General features: G+C 44.5%; 15 protein-coding genes. 2 read left to right on the top strand and 13 right to left on the bottom strand.

Going from position 1 to position 19,428, the window contains the following annotated elements:
- Positions 1–24: 24 nt before the first annotated feature.
- The 7 genes from F6K38_RS16500 to F6K38_RS16470 form a co-directional block, all read right to left on the bottom strand.
- The gene (locus F6K38_RS16500) at positions 25–216 is read right to left on the bottom strand and encodes a hypothetical protein (protein ID WP_287254947.1); all 192 of its coding nucleotides are present in this window, start codon (positions 214–216) and stop codon (positions 25–27) included.
- A 17-nt stretch (positions 217–233) separates the two neighbouring features.
- On the bottom strand, positions 234–1,265 hold the full coding sequence (locus F6K38_RS16495) for a glycosyltransferase family 2 protein (RefSeq protein ID WP_287254946.1): 1,032 nt from the start codon (positions 1,263–1,265) through the stop codon (positions 234–236).
- Positions 1,266–1,872: 607 nt separating this feature from the next.
- Positions 1,873–4,041: a GumC family protein gene (locus F6K38_RS16490; RefSeq protein WP_287356961.1), complete on the bottom strand. Its 2,169-nt coding sequence runs from the start codon at positions 4,039–4,041 to the stop codon at positions 1,873–1,875.
- 232 nt (positions 4,042–4,273) lie between these two features.
- Positions 4,274–5,638, bottom strand: coding sequence for a polysaccharide biosynthesis/export family protein (locus tag F6K38_RS16485; RefSeq protein ID WP_008185823.1), 1,365 nt, complete (start codon positions 5,636–5,638; stop codon positions 4,274–4,276).
- Between the two features lie 244 nt (positions 5,639–5,882).
- Entirely contained in the window at positions 5,883–6,713 is an 831-nt protein-coding gene (locus F6K38_RS16480; RefSeq protein WP_044493607.1) for a cyanoexosortase B system-associated protein, read from the bottom strand.
- 134 nt (positions 6,714–6,847) lie between these two features.
- Positions 6,848–7,735, bottom strand: coding sequence for a cyanoexosortase B (crtB, locus tag F6K38_RS16475; RefSeq protein WP_008185821.1), 888 nt, complete (start codon positions 7,733–7,735; stop codon positions 6,848–6,850).
- A gap of 3 nt (positions 7,736–7,738) precedes the next feature.
- Positions 7,739–8,908 (bottom strand): DegT/DnrJ/EryC1/StrS family aminotransferase, encoded by a 1,170-nt coding sequence (locus tag F6K38_RS16470; RefSeq protein WP_008185820.1) that lies wholly within the window; start codon positions 8,906–8,908, stop codon positions 7,739–7,741.
- 1,909 nt (positions 8,909–10,817) lie between these two features.
- On the opposite strand from F6K38_RS16470, the gene F6K38_RS16465 reads away from it, so the two are divergent.
- Positions 10,818–12,092: a glycosyltransferase family 4 protein gene (locus F6K38_RS16465; RefSeq protein ID WP_008185819.1), complete on the top strand. Its 1,275-nt coding sequence runs from the start codon at positions 10,818–10,820 to the stop codon at positions 12,090–12,092.
- A gap of 109 nt (positions 12,093–12,201) precedes the next feature.
- Here the strand turns inward: F6K38_RS16465 and F6K38_RS16460 are convergent, their stop codons facing one another.
- Positions 12,202–14,805 (bottom strand): putative PEP-binding protein, encoded by a 2,604-nt coding sequence (locus F6K38_RS16460; RefSeq protein ID WP_008185818.1) that lies wholly within the window; start codon positions 14,803–14,805, stop codon positions 12,202–12,204.
- Between the two features lie 278 nt (positions 14,806–15,083).
- On the opposite strand from F6K38_RS16460, the gene F6K38_RS16455 reads away from it, so the two are divergent.
- Positions 15,084–15,773 carry a ComF family protein gene (locus F6K38_RS16455; protein WP_008185817.1) on the top strand — a complete coding sequence of 230 codons (690 nt, stop codon included), beginning with the start codon at positions 15,084–15,086 and terminating at the stop codon, positions 15,771–15,773.
- Positions 15,774–15,979: 206 nt separating this feature from the next.
- Here F6K38_RS16455 and F6K38_RS16450 read toward each other — a convergent pair whose 3' ends face one another.
- The 5 genes from F6K38_RS16450 to F6K38_RS16430 all read right to left on the bottom strand — a co-directional run.
- On the bottom strand, positions 15,980–16,546 hold the full coding sequence (locus F6K38_RS16450; protein ID WP_008185816.1) for an acyltransferase: 567 nt from the start codon (positions 16,544–16,546) through the stop codon (positions 15,980–15,982).
- 219 nt (positions 16,547–16,765) lie between these two features.
- Complete coding sequence (locus F6K38_RS16445; protein ID WP_008185815.1) at positions 16,766–17,161, bottom strand: hypothetical protein; 396 nt, start codon at positions 17,159–17,161, stop codon at positions 16,766–16,768.
- Positions 17,162–17,367: 206 nt separating this feature from the next.
- Positions 17,368–17,586 carry a hypothetical protein gene (locus F6K38_RS16440; RefSeq protein WP_008185814.1) on the bottom strand — a complete coding sequence of 73 codons (219 nt, stop codon included), beginning with the start codon at positions 17,584–17,586 and terminating at the stop codon, positions 17,368–17,370.
- Between the two features lie 15 nt (positions 17,587–17,601).
- Positions 17,602–17,853, bottom strand: a complete 252-nt coding sequence (locus F6K38_RS16435) for a hypothetical protein (RefSeq protein WP_008185813.1) — start codon at positions 17,851–17,853, stop codon at positions 17,602–17,604.
- A 3-nt stretch (positions 17,854–17,856) separates the two neighbouring features.
- On the bottom strand, positions 17,857–19,428 hold a 1,572-nt coding region (locus tag F6K38_RS16430; protein ID WP_287356959.1), incomplete at its 5' end, for a GumC family protein.

Here is a 19,428-nt window from a genome sequence, read left to right as displayed (position 1 = left end):
ACGCGCACGCTAAGCGAACAGCCGTCAGCGGTCAGCTGTCAGTAAATAATGTAGGGTGGGCAGTGCATCAGACAGATTCCAAACCTTGCCATTAGATTGATAAGCACTGCCCACCATAGGATCAATCATAAGTTTATGTAGGGTGGGCAGTGCATTAGACAGATTCCAAACCTTGCCATTAGATTGATAAGCACTGCCCACCATAGGATCAATCACTCCCGACTCCCGACTCCCTACACAGTCACCGAGGGTTTACTGCTGACATTTTCCACTAAATTGTCAGCAATCCCCGTCTCAGGAAATGCGCGCTTAATCACATAGGATTCTAACAATGTGCGCAGCCAACTTGGACACCAGCGACGCTGACAGAACTCCAATAACTTTCTCTCGAAACTCCCCTCTTGAGTTGACCACTTAGCCGGGAGTTGACGATTCTCAATCACCCACCTCCAAATCGACCACATTGAAGGATCATCCTTACCCAAATTCCACTTTTTGACTTGACGATTGAACACATCTCGTACAGATTCTTCATTCCATTTAAATACGTAAAATGGCACATCATCCTGGTCAAACCGAGTGATCTGTCGAGGATTGAGGAAAGTGATTCTAGATTTAGGTTCCAGGAAAATTGTCTCGCCTAAGTCCGTTGCCTGCATACATAAATCAGTATGACTCGCCAAGCTATCAAAGATTTCATCCAGTTCAATAGACTTGATCAGAGAATGACGAGCTAGGATACAATGAAACTCTACAGAATCTACTGGGGTACGATGTAAATCCTGCTCAACATCCCGTAATTGAGTACCATAGAGCAACTGCTTTTGCTCAAACCACTTTTTACCATGCTTTCTTTGGTGAAACTTGGTTTTAATCCCAGCAACATGTACCTCAATATCCGGAGAGCCTGGTTGCCCCTGTAAAATTAGAGGAGCAACAATACCAGCTTGCTCTTGTTCAGCACACTCAACCAAACGTTTTAACCAACCAGGCTCTACAATCACATCATTGTCAATAAAAACAATGTAATCCGCATCCTTAACAAACGGTAGAGCTATGTTACGAGCAACATTCGATCTCAAATAGCGTCCGCGATGGATCAAAGTCATGAATTCGTGTTTATCTGCCTGCTGTTGCAGATACTCATGCACTTGGGATGGAGCATTACCATCTACATAGATTAGGTCAAAAGGATAAGAGGAATAATCAGCAATAATACTGTCTAGGGAAGGCTTTGTTAAACTAAACCGCTCCCTCTGAGTCACGATTAATGTTACCTTAGATAAACCCATAAGCTGATAGATTAACCACGTTATGATGTGCTTAAAGTGTATCAGTTACAAGCAAAAAAAGCCCACTACTTTAGTATTACTAAATCAAGAAATTCTGGATAATTATCGCCGTTCTTATAGTAATTCTGACTCCCCATCTCCCTATCTCCCCATCAGGGTAGGTTTTTTACTTTGACCTCAGGTGTGGGGTGACCGGGTGTGGGGTGACCGGGTGTGGGGGATAAGAAAGCGATGCAGCGCTTTTTCAGGTGCGACCCGTGGCGAATTTAATTCTTAATAGGTCAAGCGCACCTAAGTTGTTTTCCTTTTCTTATCCCTGTGTACCGCCCCCGACCGGTCAGGGGTTGGGGGTGGGTTTGACCCAAATGTAAAAAACCTACCCAAGTGAGCTACTCCCTACTCCCTACTAAATTCGCCCATTCTCGATTCTAAATTCTAAATTCTAAATTCTAACTTCTAACTTCTAACTTCTAACTTCTAAATTCCCCACACCTCCCACACCTCCCACACTTCCCTCTCTTTCCCTACTCCCGATTCCCGATTCCCGATTCCCGACTCCCGACTCCCGATTCCCGATTCCCTACTCCCTACTCCCTACTCCACTAGTAACTTTATGGTTCTCTGCTGGGGTTTGATCCACAGGAGTATCTACCGCTGAATACCCCCTACCAATATCCACGGGAACAGGGGGTTGTAGCTGCTTGATATCATTGATAACTGCTCCCAACAGTACCTCGTTTTCATCTAACTCTTCGATCACCTGAGATAAAATACTTCCCTGGGTATAGCCTGGTCGAGTTACTAACACAATCCCATCAGTAAATGGTTGTAGTAATAGGGCATCATTACAACGGGACAGACTAGGGGAATCAACCACAACAAAATCAAAGCGACCACGAGCATCTTCCAGCAAATGCTTCATTTCACTCGATTCTAGGATCCCCGCAGCTTTGCGCAGGGGCCCAAGACTAGGGAGAATGTAGAGATTTTCAAAATCTTGGGCTAAATGAATACATTCACTCTTAGAGCCATAGAAGCGCAAAGGTTCCAGTGGAGCGTCCATCAGGTGAATCACTTCTTGAGCTTGAGCTACAGAATGCGATCGCAAATCCCCTTCTACCAACAGAGTACGCATACCGGCTTGGGCAGATGCGATCGCTAAATTGTAAGCCACGATCGTCTTTCCTTCATTCCCTGCCGTACTAGTCACCAACACCACTTTTACCGCAGGTTCCTCCCGCAGACGAAGATTAGTGCGGAACCGTTCGTAGAACTCTAACTCCAAAGCCTCTGGTTGGGTTATTATAGCAGCTTCACCCCGGTAGGACTTGAGACCGATTGTCGGTAAATCCCCCAGTAATGGCACACCATTGTCCCGAAGTATGGGCTTAACATCCTCTGGCGTGTATAAAGTATTATCCAGGGTTGATAGCAGCAGAATCACACCAGCACCTACAACAATACCGATTACACCACCTATTGCCAAAGTAACGATCGGATTACTTTCTGTCTGGGCCTGAAGTGCTCTCGGTTCTGAAATCCCAGCGATCGCAAGACTACTCTCAGTCTCCGCCTCTGCTATTTTGCTATCTGCTAATGCCGCCTGCAACCGATTGTAAAATTCCTGCTTAAAAGCAACTTGCTGAGCCAGTCGCCCTCGCTCCAGCTGCTTATTGGGCAGCTGCTGATATTGCTGTCTTAGTTCTTTTTCCGTTCTTTGGGTAGCTGCCAACTGCCGTTGAAGTGATTCCCGCTGGGTTTGCAGAGCTACCAACTGATTAGCCAGTGCCTGCCGTGCTGGGTCCAGGGTACTGTCTTGGCGGATTTGACTGGGCAATGGAGAGGTAAACCCATTACCACCGAGAACTTCAGCCGCACGTGCCTGAAGTAAGGTCTCATAAGTCTGTTGCTGTTTGCGCAACTCAATCATAGTTGGATGTTGCGGACGCAACTGCCCCTTGAGCAGTTCCATCTGTGTCTCAGTATCCAGAATCTGAGCTCGCAGACTAGCAATAATCGGGTCAGCACTAAGGGCAGAAGACGTGTAAGCTTGGTCAGGGGTCAAACCTAGCCGTTCGATTAGGCTAGAATATTGAGCCTCAACCCCCTCTAGCTGTATCTCGAGACTACGTTGTTGCTGTTGGCTACCAGTAATTCCACCCACTAACGTCCCATCTTGAGCAGCAAATAAAGCTGGTCCTTGTAGGCGGTCATACTGTTCCAGTTTTTGTTCCGCTTCCCTTAGTTCCGCCTCCGCCTTAGGTAAACGTTCTTCTATCACTTCAATAATCCGTCTTAGTTGTGATGTGTTGATAAAACGGCTCTGTTCCACCATTTTCTTCATCAGCATGTCAACGATGGCTGCAGAAATTTCCTTATTCTTATCCCTATAGATTACCGAAATAAATTGTGCTCCTTCTGCTTTTGGCAATTTCACCTGTGTATTTTTAACAATGTCTTTGGAGCTGACTTGCATCCCAGCTGCTACTTCCTTCACCACATTGTCTGCCAGCAGCGTTCCCTGTGTCAGCACTTGTTTACCTTGTTCTGAAATCTGTACCCCTGTCTGGGAAAATACTTTCACAGGAGTGGTATATATCAAGCGACCTTCAGCTCGGTAAATCGGAGGTGGCGTTGGCTGTATAGCCACAATCCCGGATATGCCAGTAATCAGGAAAAACGTGGCAAAGCCGATTAACTTATGCTGATTGAGAGCAATCAGGTAACGTGTGACAAAAGGGGGAGTCATAAGTTGTTTCCGCTATTGTTAAGGCAGCAGTCATAGAAAAATCCTGTAGCCTATTCCTATTTTTACCGCTGAGTCAACAGGGACTCTGAGCACCAGTTACAAACCGAGACAGGTAGTGGAGTTTTCTGTCCATTCATTAAGGTATCCGGAGATTTTCGTGCTGTCGATGGAAAAGCTAACACACCAGGGGAGAGGTACCATGGATTTCTGCTCCTGTCATACCCAAACCTTATCAAAACAGTTCTGGTATTTCCTCAAAAAACCTCCGGAATCCCAGAAAATCGTTGAAGGGTCGAGTCACTAGACTCAGAGCGGCAGAAATCTTAGCAACAAGACTTCGACCCACCACGATCACATCTTCATCTTGAAGTGGCACGTTTTGGGAAACATCACCCTTTAGTAGCTTTTCTCCGTCTAGTTTTTGAGTCACCGCTTTGCCCTGTTCTGGATCAAAACGAATTAAGGCAATGCTATCCAAGTCAGCATCATCTGGGTTAGGAGAAATTGCTGTTAAGGCATCAATAAACGTACTACCATTAGCTAATGTCAAGTTGCCAATCGTCCCATTAGGATAGCTCAACACTCGAACGCTGATTTGTTGTTGAGCTAGGTTAGAACGAGCTACCAGCTGCCTATCATAATCGGTAGTATTACCCACCTCCAACTTTCGCACAATAATAGCATCCCCATCCCGGAGGTTCAATTCCGATGGAGTTGTCCCATTTTGCAGCGGTGTCAGCAAGTCAATTTCTCGCTCAATGATAGAATTATTCACCACCGACTTACGACGAATCAAAATAGTCCGCAAATCAGCAATGGTAGTCGTACCACCCGCAGCAGTAAGGGCTTGATTCGGTTGAGTTCCTGCTGGCAGGGGGTAATAGCCTGGTCGAAACACCTCACCACTCACCGTAATCTGAACAGCCGGTGTACTCAGTAGGCTCACAACTACTTCAGGATCAATCACAAATTCATTTAAGACCTTTTGAATTAAATCTTGAGCCGCCTCTAGAGTAAGTCCCACCACTCGTAGCTTACCGAACAGCGGTACCACAATATTTCCGTCAGAATCAATAGCACTTTGAAAAGCCAGATTCGGAAAGTTTGTCACACTCACTGCGATTACATCTTCTCGCCCTAGGTAGTGGCGATTAAATTCATCAGATGGACTCACCTGTGACAGAGTCTCTGGGTAGCCCAAAGGAGGTAACATTTCCTCCAACTGTTCCAATGGATTCTCCTCTGAGACCGGTTCAGGGTTGCTCAACGGTGGTGGCGGTGGCAACGTTTCCGTTACCTTTATGGTCTCAGGAGTGGTCTCAGGGGTGGTCTCAGGGGTTTCCAGTTCAGTCCTTTCCCTTTCCCCTGATTCAACAGTTTCCGTTGTTTCCCGTTCCATGGAACTAAACGTAGGCAACTGAGCGCGATCGCTAATCCCATCCCCAAGATTTTGCACCGATGTCGGTAAATTTCCGACAAGCTTAGCCCAACCAGGGCTAAGCCAGACTCCAGAACTAACCAGCCATAATAATACGGTACCCCCAAACAAAGATAAAGTAAGAACTTGGTTGCCAAACCTGTGGGTGTCAGTTGTCATGTTCCAATGGTCAAATATAATCTCAAGTCTGAAATCTCAAGTCTGAAGTGGCAAGTCTAAAATGATAAGTCTGAAGTGGCAAGTCTGAAGTGGCAAGTCTGAAGTGGCAAGTCTGACGTTTAACTTCTTGTTGTGGATAAACTTTTTAGTCAACCCTAAGTGTTCCAGCAATAAATCCATTTCATCCTTTATCCTTGATCCCTCATCCTTGAGCCTTCATCTTGGAGCCTTCATTCTTCATCCTTCATCCTTGAGCCTTCATCTTTGATTGTTGATCCTTCATACTTTGTATACTACTAGCTTCCTCAGCCAAAGGATCGCTCATCAAAGCAGTTTGAATCATTTTACTGAGAGATTCGGCTATTGGCCTAGAATTTTCAATATCACCCAAAGGTTCTATGGGAATTTGGATATTCACCGCAACCCAAGGCACCCGTTTGCGATGTAACTGGGCCAGTTGATCAACCCAGAACCAACGGCTAGGAGCAGGATTACCACCCTCTGGCCAGGCATACCATTGTACTATCGCGAAGGTTTGCCGCTGATTCCAGGCACGAAAGAAACGGGCGTTAACAACACTTTTGGGGTGGCTTTTGGGCTTGGTTGTGATGGTCGGATCAGCCTGGGTCTTCCCCTCAACATCAGATGTGTTGACCACAAACTTGATTTGGCTATAAGAATCGATCTTCCATTGTCCCGATCTTTGTCTCATAAATCCGCTAATATCTTCCCATTCTACCTGTGGCTGGGATTTAGGACCATTTTGGGGAAGCAAAAATAACCACACTGGTTTTTGTTGATCCTGCTCTATGAACTGCAAAGACCATTTATGGCCGCCAATCCTGATGGTTTGTTGCTTAACAGTTTGCCAGTCAGATAGTTCTATTCCTGTCTTGCGGATAGCTTTTATCTTTTGGAGGTTAGTCACTGGTGGCAGTTTTGCCCAAGGCCAGTTTCCTGTCCAGTAACCCGGTACTGCTCCCATTATTACCAAGACTAACAGCAACACCAGTAAGACTCCCCTGGAGATTTGCCAGGGCTGGATTAACTTTATTAAACTTACTGATTTCATCATTCTATAGCCTTTATCAGACTTATGAGGTACACATATTTTTTTTCCCTATTCCCTGTTCCCAGATCCGCTGTTCCCTAAAATCCCAAAATTGTGTACCTCACCCAATTAAAAACTATAACGTTTAATCTTCATTGTTAGCCAAGGGAGTCAAGTTTGGTGTCTGAGGGAAAGTATTTTTCAATGAACTTCATTAATAGAACCAGCATCACTAACATCATGGCTGAATAGAGGTCACCGCCCCAGCTTTCATGGAGCCAATGAAATGCGTTATCTTGTCCACTGCCATGGAAAAAGGTAAGCACACTATTGCGGACAATATTAGCACTAACACTTATAACCACCGCACCAGATAACAGCCAAATAGTCTTTAGGCGTGACTCAATAGCACCGCTCCAGTAAAGCAACATCAAACTCACATACAGGCAAGTAAATAACATCTTAAGACCAGCACAGTGGGGCGCTACCTCAACAATTCGTTCACTTACGAACAAGTTAATCCCTTCCAGTCTGACATTCATCCCAAACTGAGTCAGAATAAAGGCAGCCATGGCAGCAATAAAGCGTTGTAGGGGCAAGATATAAGGTTCAATCAAATAGGGAACTGCTGTTGGAGTTGCCAAAGCCACTAGCAGCAGGGGAAAACTTTGTAGCTTAAAGCCACCAATCCCTTTTAACCATAGGCTCATACCAGCTAAAACCATGGGAAACGATAAATTTACCAGTTCTGATTGACCGCTAAGATAGCTTACTGCTCCAATTATCAGTAAGACTACACCAAAGGGATGGGCTGTATCAGTCAGCTTATGCCACCGTCGTCGGTTCGTCCAGACAATATGGGCAGCAAACGGTAGCCCAATCAAACCATGGCTAAAGTATTCATGGGTAATGCTGATACTTTTGTTGAGCCAGCCATTATACCAATGCATCAGCACAGGACCATAAATAATGACTAGTAAAACGATGATACAACCGTCCAGTAGATAGCGATCAATGGCAATAGGAATTTTGCGTCCAATTTGCATAGTTTAATGATTAATAACTAATGGCTCAAGCACGCCTAATAAATTAGCTAACCCATCAACAACCTGCTCAATCTGCTCCTTGCTCAAGTTGGGATAAATTGGTAGAGATAAAATCTCATTGCACAGAGCTTCGGCATGGGGAAAGTCACCGGCTTGATATCCCAAGTATTTGTAAGCTGGCTGGAGATGGCAAGGAATTGGATAATGAATACCGGTTTGAATTCCCACTGAGGCCAGAGCATCCTGGATGCTCTGTCGGTTAAAGGGACATTGTTGACCCACCCTAATCACATAAAGGTGGTAGACATGACCTGACCCGCTGTGGTTTTCTATGGGCACAATCCCGTGACCTTCCAAAGCCTTGAGTAGATTGTCGTACTGCCCAGCTGCCCAGTAGCGTGACTGGTTCCACTCAGTCAAATAAGGCAGTTTGACATTGAGGATAGCAGCTTGTAACGTGTCTAAACGGCTATTTTTGCCGATATCGGTATGAAAATATTTGCGAGGTGCCCCGTAATTGCGAAGCGATCGCACTTTTTCTGCCACAGTAGCATCATTAGTGATTACCATGCCACCGTTACCAAAGGCACCCAAGTTTTTACTGGGGTAGAAACTAAATGCTGCCGCCTTGCCCACAGAACCAGCATAATAATCCTCTCGCTGTGCTAAGTGAGCTTGTGCTGCGTCTTCAAAAATCAGTAAGTTGTGGGCATCAGCAAATGCGATTAACTCACTCGGGGATACCATCTGACCGTAAAGGTGCACAGGGACAATTGCCTTGGTTTTGGCTGTAATGGCTTGTTTGGCAATATTGAGATCAATTAGGGCAGTAAGGGGGTTGCAATCCACCAAAATTGGCGTAGCACCAGCAGCTATGATCCCAATCACTGTAGCGATAAAAGTGTTAGCAGGACAAATCACTTCATCCCCAGCACTAATGCCACAGGCTTGTAATCCGAGTGCGATCGCATCGGTGCCAGATCCCACCCCGATACCGTATTGGACACCACAAGCAGCCGCAAATGCTGTCTCAAAATTCATCAAGGCTTTACCAAGAACAAAATCTCCCTGCTGCACTACAGATTGAATTGCCTGGTCTAGCTCAGTTTGAATAGGTCGGTGTTGTTGAGCTAGTGAAACGAAGGGAACTTTGACCGGAACTTGGTAACTCATCTATTTGTATAGGAATTGATAGTACACTGTATCAGGGTTAACAGCAAAGATTCACATCATTCTTCTCTTCTTGAATGTAAGTCGAATTCCACATGAGTTAACACACTATAACTGTCAAGATTTCGTAAAGTTTTAGCCACTGGTAGGAGTGAGGAATTGGGGCTTTGACCATAGCAGAAGTTCACTGACTCTCGGAACATGGTATATAGATAAAGCGATCAGCCAATGAGGTGTAAGCTTAAGAGTTTTCGTGGTTTGTCCGCCATTGTCCCATCCCCGGTTTACCCATCCCTACCGTTCTTGATTACAGCGTTCCCAAAACCATCGTGGCATGACACATCATCACCAAAAACCATCAAACATCTTACCCAAAAGTGGGCTTTTACTTTACTTTAGGGGGAATTGGGTAAGATTTTATGGTTCTGAATTCCTCTGGTTTACCAAACTTAGTCATGAAGGAGTGCTGAGTACAGAGTGTGGTGAATATCCCCTGCTGACCAATCCGGTTGCTTCGCGCTTATTCGTTGGACTAAGCACCGTGCTGTTGCGGACGCTTATTTTTGTAAGCCTGGGTCTTATCTTCCCTTTTCTTTACCATTTATTCACAAATTTCTTCACAAAGTCTTTACTGATTTTTTATTTTGGGCTAACCACTTAAGTCAAGATAGTTAGGAGACCCCTTTCCTTGATAGCCTGATTCCAAATCCATGTTTATAGCCCCCTATCTTGATGCACTAGCTGATGGGGGTTTCCACATTATTTACCAAAACTAGCTCCTAGGTAGGTAAGGGATTTCAGATTTCTCGATAGAGTGTTATAAGAATTTTACATTTTCACATTTGATTAACATAATCTTTAAAATTATATAATTGAAAATTAATAGCTGTTTCTGATAAGCTTTCCGGTAGTTCCTTTAGAAAAACAGGTAGTGGGGCATGGTAACATAGCTCGAATCAATTTTTTCCTATGGTCTTATAGAGTTTCCATTTTATTTTTGAACAAAGCACCCTCTTGAAATAATACTTTCAGCTAGTTTGGCGTTCACAACTCATTTATAGCTATATATAAAATATATACCCTTATAATATAGAGATGCATCGCTATGAAAACATCAACACTTAAAAAAGTATCTAAAATTACAGCAGGAGTGCCATTTATGAATCTATTTACATCGGTTATGTATCTGCCTACGAATCTAGTGGTCAGTGCAGTTAATCCCTTAAAGTATCCAGAGAGTAATTTATTTAAATAAATCTTGGCTTCATTTTTTTTATTTAGCGCAAATTTATATCGTTATGTAATGGTATTTTTACCAGAGTTATCATCAATAATCAAGAAGGTAGCATACCAAGTATTTATATTATAAAATTGACGATGGCTAAGATGGCATCAGGAGTCCAACCAGTGAGTATGATAGTTTTGATACCTATATGAATAGAACCAAGAACAGGGAATGATCAGCTGGAGCTATCCTAAGCCTGAGGACTAATTATTGCCTGCTAAAGAAGGTCATAATAATTGAGTTTTTCTGTCTGTATTCTTAGAGATAAGAGCGCCTAAGCGCGTCTGTCTAACCTACTGCTCTATTGAGAGTAATAGCTTTTGGTATATTCGGTGTTGGTTCAATGCATAAGCATCAACAGACAAAGCCGATTGAGTATCTAGTCATCAAGGCTATAACGTCGAAAATTAAACCAAACGCTTTGAATGAGTAAAGTTTAAATTTTTCTCTTAAAGGTGAAAATTCAAACAGTAAAGTATGTAGGGTAATTAGACACCAGTTGCTAAGTAACTGATAGATAGAACTAACTAGATATAGTGTTTCTCAATGAATTGTAAAAAGCGATGCATCGCTTGTCCACCTGTCAAATCTTAACTTGACAGACTACTCGCTCTACCAATAACGTTCATGCGCATATTAATCTACTCCTATAATTATCATCCTGAACCCATAGGCATTGCCCCATTAATGACGGAACTAGCAGAAGGTTTGGTCAAGGCAGGACATCAAGTACGAGTCGTCACTAGTATGCCGAACTATCCCCAGCGCTGTATCTATGATAAATATCAGGGTAAGTGGTATCTGACTGAAGAAAGAAATGGAGTAATAATTCAACGCTCCTATGTCTGGATTCGACCAAAGCCTGGTGTAGTGACACGGATACTACTGGATGGTAGCTTCGTGGTGACTAGTTTGATTCAGGCTTTCCAGGGCTGGCGACCTGATGTAATTCTGCTGACAGTACCGTCGCTGCCGGTTAGTGTGCCAGCTGCTTTACTCGGTTGGTTGTACAACTGCCCAGTATTACTGAATTTACAGGATATTTTGCCAGAAGCTGCTGTACAGGTTGGTCTAATTAGAAACAAACTAGCCATCCGTATCTTTGAAGCTTTAGAGAAGTTTGCCTACCACACTGCTCATAGAATCAGTGTTATTTCTGAGGGATTCGTTGACAATTTAGTCAGTAAAGGAGTACCTAAAGACAAAATTACCTGTATCCCCAACTGGGCGAATGTTAATGTTATCCGTCCCTTACCCAAAGAAGGAAATTCGTTTCGCACTGCTTACCATCTTGATGGCAAGTTTGTAGTACTGTATTCCGGTAATATTGCCCTGACTCAGGGATTGGAAACAGTAGTGAAGGCGGCTACTCTGGTCAGGCATATTCCAGAAATTGTCTTCGTCATTGTTGGAGAATCTAAGGCTCTACAGCAGCTACAGCAAGACTGTCAGACTTGCAAGGCTAGTAATGTCAAGCTTTTACCTTTCCAACCCCGAGAGAAGTTACCAGAAATGTTGGCAGCAGCAGATATAGGTTTAGTTGTGCAAAAGCGTAACGTTGTTTCCTTTAATATGCCCTCAAAAATTCAAGTGCTATTGGCTTGCGGACGACCCATCATTGCTTCTGTGCCTTTGAATGGAACTGCAGCGCGAGTTGTTCGAAAAAGTGGTGGCGGTGTAGTGGTACCACCACAACAGCCCCAGGCTTTAGCATCTGCAATTGTCGAATTGTATGAAAATCCTGAGCAGGGGGTATCTCTAGGTCAACAAGGTAGAAAATTTGCTCTGAAGCACTTCGCCTATCAAAACGCTCTCAACCGCTATGAAGCACTATTAACTCAAATTACTAAGAAGCCTAACCATAATTCACTGATTGAATTACAGCAGTTTTCAGATTTATAACCTAGGTCAGACCAGATAAACCAAATCAGATCCTGTCCCGTGGTACGTGGTAGTGTTCACCGATACTACTGGACTGGATCTCATCATCCAATTGGGAACTTCTATATATTTATATGTTTTCCCCTTGGCCTTTTACACCCAAGCCTTTTGACTTATTTCGTGCTGCTTCCAAGAGTAAACGTTGCTCAGCACGAGTAATTGCCTGGTAAGTCCCTTCCACATCTTTAACATCAACAGAAATCGAAGTAATTCCCCACTGCACCAACAAATCAATGAGTTCCGGATCCTGAACCGTAGCTTGACCACAAATTGAGCAAGGAATACCAGCTTCCTTTGCCATTTCGATTAATTGCTGAATTGCTTGCTTGACCACTGGATGGCACCCTGCCACCAGTGTTTCCAACTGCCTCTGTTCCCGATCAGCTCCTAGTAAAAGTTGCGTCAAATCATTAGTACCAATAGAAATTCCTTGAACACCTGCTCTAACATAGTCTGGTAGCAGAAACAACACAGATGGTACTTCTGCCATAATCCAAAGTTGAAAATCAGGATTATCAGTAAGTCCTACCTGTTCTACCCGACGGCGGCAAAAGGTAAACTCTTCCACAGTACGTACAAAGGGCAAAATCAGCCGTAAATTCCTGCAGCCGTAAGCATAAACCTCCTGTAAAGCTGCCAGTTCTACATCAAAGCTAGCTGGGTCACTCAGATAGCGACGAGTGCCACGTAGACCAAGCATCGGGTTAACTTCCGCTTCCGTTACCAGGTGATCCCCACTCAGGGATGGAAATTCATGGGAGCGCCAATCCGTGGAGCGATAAAATACAGGACGTGGTGCCAAGGTAACCGTAAATTGAACAATTAACTGAGCCAAGCGTTCTACCAACTCATGTTCATTGCCCTGTCTGTGCCACTGACTGGGGTGCAGATTATTCAAAATCTCCAACATCATCAGTTCTGAACGCAATAACCCCACTCCATCCACTGGCAAACCCACAATTTTTTCTAGGGAGTCCCGCTGGCTAAGATTAACCAATAGTTGAGTAGCAATGGGGAAAGTATTTTGAAAGTTAGAAGGTTGAAAGTTTACTTTTGCTTCCCTTTCTCTTAATCCTGAGCCATGCAATTTTTCAACCGGAAACCCTTGCTTAGTTCCTAGCCGATAAACTTCCCCCTGTCCCCCATCCACGAGTAGAGACTCCCCAGTTTCTACAATTTGGGTAATACCAGCCGCACCCACAACACAGGGAATACCAAGTTCTCTAGCAATAATCCCAGCATGACTAGTTATCCCTCCTTGTTCAGTAATAATAGCGGCTACGTGCTTGAGCCCAGGTAGCCAGTCAGGAGAAACACTTTGGGCAACCAAAATTCTACCAGAGAGGATTGCTGAGACGTTTTTGCCCTCACCCGATATCACATGAGCAGTGGCTTTAACTCTTCCTGGTGCTGCGGGTAATCCTCTCACAAGCATAGGCGTGATGGATGGGTTGACAGTGTGTTCACTAGAGTTGCTCCCAATGGAGTCCGATGAGGCTTCAAGCACATTGGGTCGGCTACTCACTTGTACAGACGTAAACAGCTTGCCGTAGGAAGTAGTAGAACCAACAGAGTAAGCTACATTGGAAGCATGATGTAACGGTTCAACCCTCAACTGGCTAGCATCCCACTTTTGCCCAGTTTGAGCACTAAATTTCGTAATTTGTAACTGTGGTTCTGAGTTTTCTGAGGTTTGCCATAGTGTCCACTCTAGGGAAAAGGTAGGACTAATATCAGCAACTAGACGCTGACTGATAGTAATTAGCTCTTGGAGGTATTTATCCTTTAGGGTGTACTGTTTTTGTTGCTCCTCACTGAGTAGATAGGCTTGCACAGTGTTCTGGGTTAGTGATAATGAGTCTGGTTCCAGACACAACCCATAGGCACGGGTTTTACGACCCAGTCGTGAGGCTAGCACAATACCAGTTTCGATCTCAATTTGGTAATAGTCTGGCACTACTTCCCCCTTCGCCAATGCAGTACCTAACCCCCAAGTCGCTTGGATGTAACCCTCAGCTTGGTTAATCTGGAGTTTACCAGAAGCGATCGCATCCCACATCGGTTGTATCAAGACTGCCAAATTGAGCTGCTGGAGACCAATACTATGCCGTTGCCAGTAAAATAGACTTCTGGCGCGAAATAGTTCTGCCCAAACCTGTTTTAAAGACAGTTCCATTGCGAGTGGTTGCCTAGGGCAAATATAGGATCCCAAAATTTTCTCTGGTAAGGTTGAAAAAATCTGGGGTTGATCTAATCTTGCCACTTCAGTTTCCCCAGTGTCCTGCTCAATTCCCGACCCTGGTGATGTCATGGATAAGGAAGGGTGAAAAATTGTTGCTGGGGCGAGTGTAGTTTCTGCTATCTCGGATAGGGTTGATGCCAACACCGAACCTAAAGTCGCCCCTTGAATTTTGTGACGAATTTGCTGAGCCACTTGCTGTAGCTGGCGAGGATTGTCTACATCTACGTAAAGATAAGAAGAAGGTAAATCAGCTAACAGGGGTTCAGACTCACCTAAAATTGCGATAAATTCCCACAATGCCTTTGCACTCACCACAAAGCCAGGTACAACCGGATAATCCCGTTGCCAGAGCTGACTTAAGTTAAAGGCTTCATTGCCCACCAAGGGATAGTCTGAAGGTTGAATCAGATCAAGAGAGTAAAGATTATCCACAAATCGCCGCCTAATCCTGTTATTCCTCCGGGATTTTGGCATCATATCTTGAAGGCATAATATCTCTTACCATTAATCACGTCGTATTCACCTAAATCGTTAATTAAAAATTGACTCTCAACCAAGAATGATAAGTCGTCAACTGGACATGATATTATTAATCCTTCCTATGCTTTGCATCACGCTCTTAGAAGCAGAAAACGGTAGAAATACTGAGGGATTCTTAGGGTTAGTCTTGGCATCTTTAGAAATATCATGCCAAATAAATCCCCAAAATTATGTTACAGGGAATTCAGACCCTTAAAAACGGTCTATTAAGTCTCTTTCTGAAATCGAACTGTCCCCTATGTGAGCGACCTGCCTCTGATGAATTGTGTGATTATTGCGAGCAGCAGTTACTCCGCTGCCAACTTGACAAAAATCAATTTTTATGTAATCAAAATCTCCCAGTGTTTGTCTGGGGCAATTACGGTGGTCCATTAAAACGATTACTTGCTGCCCTGAAATATGAAAACCAACCCCAGCTAGCACATCCCTTGGGCCATTGGCTGGGTAAAGCTTGGTTAAAATCCTCTGCCACCCGTAGCCAAAAGCAAAAATTAATAGTAGTTCCCATTCCCATGCACCCTACAAAAAAGCGACAAAGAGGTTACAACCAGGCAGAGCTAATTGCCCAAAGTTTTTGTGAATTCACTGGTTACAAACAAGCACCACTGGGTTTAGAAAGAGTCCGGGCAACTCAACCTCAGTTTAGTTTATCTGTCCAAGAGCGAGCGCAAAACCTAGCAGATGCCTTTATTATTGGTAAACACTTTCTCAGACATCATAGCACCTCACCCGTACTAATCCTAGATGATATCTACACCAGCGGAGCTACAGTCAAATCAGCCACCCAAACCCTGAGAAAGCATGGAATAACCGTATATGGGTCAGTTGCGATCGCAACATCTACAGCATCGGTAAAGTAATCAGAAAACTTGGATCAGTTGATGATGGGGTGATCGGGTGATCGGGTGATCGGGTGATCGGGTGATCGGGTGATCGGGTGATCGGGTGATCGGGTGATCGGGTGATCGGGTGATCGGGTAATTGAAATCTATAGATTTTCCCTGAAATTTGATTACTCAAGCAATGCTCTAGAAACAATAAAGCCTGTCAGTACCAAAGTTTTCAGTCACAGAGTCTTACTGACTGGTTTGAAATGCTTCACAATTTGCTGGGGATTCCCAATAACTACCACGCCGGGAGGGACAGACTTACGAACCACACTGCCTAAACCTACTACACTATTTTCCCCAATGTGTACCCCTTTCATCACCGTAGCTCTGGCTCCAATCCAGACATTTCGCTCAATCACAATCTCAGCTGAAACCTTTGGTCCTGGAGGACAGTGACGCAGGTGGGGTTGTAGGTTATGGTAATCGCTATCAGCAAGAAAGCAGTCAGAAATTAGACATTCATCTCCCACGGTAATTGAGCACTCGCAACCTATACAAGGCCCATTAAGCAGTACATTTGAACCAATATTGACGTTACCAGAACCATAGATAAATACCTCTTTACCCAAGCGAGAACCTGAGCCAATCACTACCTTAACGCTACCTGCTACCTGAAGAGAGCCTTTGATCTGCACTCCTTTGGCAAGGGTGAGATTGGGGTATCGAAACTGATAGTATAAACCCTTAGCCTCAAAATAAAGATGAGCGATAAATTTCAGAAATGGGTGATTAATCTGCTGCATGACACGAAATTGGTGAATCAAAAGGACTAAGTACTCTGTCAATTTAGTTTTGAGAGTTAGAGCAAGCTGTTAGGTGTTAATTTTTAGTGTTTAGGTGTTGGCTGAAGTGGGGTAAGGCTTCGGTGAATTTTTTTCACTGAATCTTTTTCACTTCTGTTGTCTAATGGTTCTGGTACTTAATACCTAGTGCTATCATGCCTAATGGCTAATGCCTAATCACTAATTACTCAAACCCAGTAACACAAGAGAGTAAGGATTAAATCTCACCGATGAGTACTTCAGTAGTCTTGTTGCTAGGGTCTTGCTCTTGACAGCGTTGGTATCTAAAGAAAACATGGGTAGCCTTTTTAGGCTTTCAGTGTCGGGAAAATCCAGTGCTCCCTCAATCCTGATGCTGGCAGGTTTGGCTGATTTATTGATCAACAATAGCGATCGCAGTTCATTGGACTGCTCTATTGCCATAGCCTCCACAAACTTATGGCCGCTCTGGGTGTACATCACCTTGCCAGTCAGGTACTTGATCGCCCAGGGAAATACAGTTGCAGCAGGTCGCAGATTATTACTTGGGTCGATCATGCCGTAATACTTATCCTTGAGATGCCAGGAGGTCGCCATGTCAATCCCAGCGTCAGCTAAATGTTTGAATACTGAAGCAAACCAAACCGCGCCGACATGGGTATTCTGACGGTCTTCACCAGAGTTCCATGAGTAGTTGATGTTATAGCAGAAGTCATTTGTCAGAAGTCATTTGTCAGAAGTAAAACTCTTGCGCTTACAAAGGGTGTGAGACTTTTGTCATGTCCTAACTGCCCTGGCGACTGCTATATATTCTCCTTTCTCGAAAGTAGACCATCCGGATCTGTAGCCATCCAACTGGGCCAGCGGGGAATGTTTTGGATAATGGTAGGCTTTTGGGGATAAGAGGCATCGTAGCAGGCTTGAATTTTTGCCTCGTCCCAGCTTTTCGTAGCTCGGTTAGTCCAACGTTCCCATAGATCGATATGGTGAATACGAATTAACCTGATATCCAGTTCCGCCAAATGCTTCTGGAAAACCTAGTCTGATGCCTTTTCCAGAATAGTAATTTCGTAGTCGTTGGAGCCAAAGGTGAAGGGTGTAGTTTGTGCGACTGGCTTTGCCCAATCCACCCTAACTTTAGTTTTAATTGACTTTCCGGACAACCACAAATTTTGTATTGGTGATGCTCTTACCGAATTAGTAGCGCTTTGCTTATCAAAGAGTCTTGGTAAGAGGAATGCGATCGCAGCGCCAGATAAAGCTAGCTGGAGTAATGTTCTACGTTTCATCGCTTATGACTTCACTAAACTATCACTAGATCTGTATAAGTAGGGTTTGGACTTAGTTTCTACCCCATTCACCACCAAACCCAACAGTTGAGCATTGTGCTGAGCCAGTTGTTCCAAGCTGTCACTGACAAAGTCACGCTTACTAATCTCAGGTCGAACAACAAACAACAAATTACCGATGACAGCAGCCATCAGGGCAGTTTCACTGGTCATACTGACCGGAGCACTGTCAATCAAAACATAGTCATAGTCACCCGATTCCTCCGCAGTAGCTAGGCTCTGCTCAAATTTACCCTGGGTCACCAGCTCCACAATTTTGCCTTTTTTGTGGGAGGTAGGCAGTAAGTCAAGACTCGGTTGGATCTTCACCGGCTGTCCGGGTTTGAGGGGGTCATGGTGATGACCCAAGCGCTGAGAAAGGGTTGCCTGTCGGAAATCTCCATCCACTACCAAGACCCGAAACCCTAAATCTACCAGAGCTGTCGCCAATCCCAGAGTGACAGTAGTTTTGCCTTCTGAGACCATCGCGCTAGTAATCAAGATGCGACGGTCCTCCCCAGAGCGTAAGCTAATCACCGATGCTAGTCGCTGAAACTCTACATCCGTTTCTGTACCCAGCTCTAATCCCATACCAGCGTGCCTCAGATGAGGGATATTGACCACCATCGGGAACTTGATTGCCTGTAGGTCTTTGGGACTCAGCAGTGGGTTGCGCCGTTCTAGAAGCAATACCAGCGCTATACTACCCACTGCCGATGCCAGAAAACCATTAGCTATGATTAACAACTTCTTCGGACCAGCAGGCTTCTCGTCAACAGTGGGAGGGTCAAGCACCTGTACATTGGGATAAGCACTAAACGCATCAAGATTGACTTGCTCCATTTGAGCAACTAAACCGTTATAGACTCCCGCAGCCACATCGTACTGTCGCGTTAGTTCCAGCAGCCTAGACTGATGGACAGGAATCACCGTTAAAGTATTTTTCATCTGGTCAATCTGCTGCTGTAATTGCTCCGCTTGTTGTTGTTGACCACTAGCAGCACTTTCCGCCAGAATCAGTTGCTGGATTAACATTGCTCTTCCTTGAGCACTATCAGTTAGCGTCGGGTCTACTAACGTATCACCAGCTGCTAGAAAGATGTACTGTTGAATCTGCTGCTGCAACTGCTCACGTTGTAGCAGCAGATTTTGGATCTCAGGATGAGCATAAGTATAAGTAGCTTGAGCTTTGACCAAAGTCGCTTCCAGTTCAGTCAACTGCTGCCGCACAAACTGGTAATCCCGGTTTTCTGCTAGACCTAGAGAGCGGATTGCTTGCTTAGGAGTAAGACCCAAACGAGTCGATAGGATTTGAAGCTGATGTTGACTAGCTTGAGCTTCAGCTTGAGCCTGAGCTTGGCTAATACTCAGATCAGTAATTGCCCTCACCAGTCCTTCAGTTTGGGCTTCGCTATTCACTAAACCAGAGGATTCCTGAAACTTTGCTAATGCCTCCTGAGACTGATCCAATTTTTGCTTAGCTCGGTCGAGCGCTTTCTTATTAAACTCAACCCTAGTGGTACCATCTGCTTGACG

It is taken from the genome of Moorena sp. SIO3B2 (genome assembly GCF_010692525.1).
Taxonomy (GTDB): domain Bacteria; phylum Cyanobacteriota; class Cyanobacteriia; order Cyanobacteriales; family Coleofasciculaceae; genus Moorena; species Moorena producens.
The sequence above is the reverse complement of the archived record's forward strand: the minus strand, read 5'-3'. Positions and strand labels throughout refer to the sequence as shown.

Coding starts and splice junctions, on each gene's coding strand:
- F6K38_RS16490 (WP_287356961.1), bottom strand. CDS start 4,041: ATGACTCCCCCTTTTGTCACACGTTACCTGATTGCTCTCAATCAGCAT.
- F6K38_RS16485 (WP_008185823.1), bottom strand. CDS start 5,638: ATGACAACTGACACCCACAGGTTTGGCAACCAAGTTCTTACTTTATCT.
- F6K38_RS16480 (WP_044493607.1), bottom strand. CDS start 6,713: ATGATGAAATCAGTAAGTTTAATAAAGTTAATCCAGCCCTGGCAAATC.
- crtB (WP_008185821.1), bottom strand. CDS start 7,735: ATGCAAATTGGACGCAAAATTCCTATTGCCATTGATCGCTATCTACTG.
- F6K38_RS16470 (WP_008185820.1), bottom strand. CDS start 8,908: ATGAGTTACCAAGTTCCGGTCAAAGTTCCCTTCGTTTCACTAGCTCAA.
- F6K38_RS16465 (WP_008185819.1), top strand. CDS start 10,818: ATGCGCATATTAATCTACTCCTATAATTATCATCCTGAACCCATAGGC.
- F6K38_RS16455 (WP_008185817.1), top strand. CDS start 15,084: ATGTTACAGGGAATTCAGACCCTTAAAAACGGTCTATTAAGTCTCTTT.
- F6K38_RS16450 (WP_008185816.1), bottom strand. CDS start 16,546: ATGCAGCAGATTAATCACCCATTTCTGAAATTTATCGCTCATCTTTAT.
- F6K38_RS16445 (WP_008185815.1), bottom strand. CDS start 17,161: ATGGCGACCTCCTGGCATCTCAAGGATAAGTATTACGGCATGATCGAC.
- F6K38_RS16435 (WP_008185813.1), bottom strand. CDS start 17,853: ATGAAACGTAGAACATTACTCCAGCTAGCTTTATCTGGCGCTGCGATC.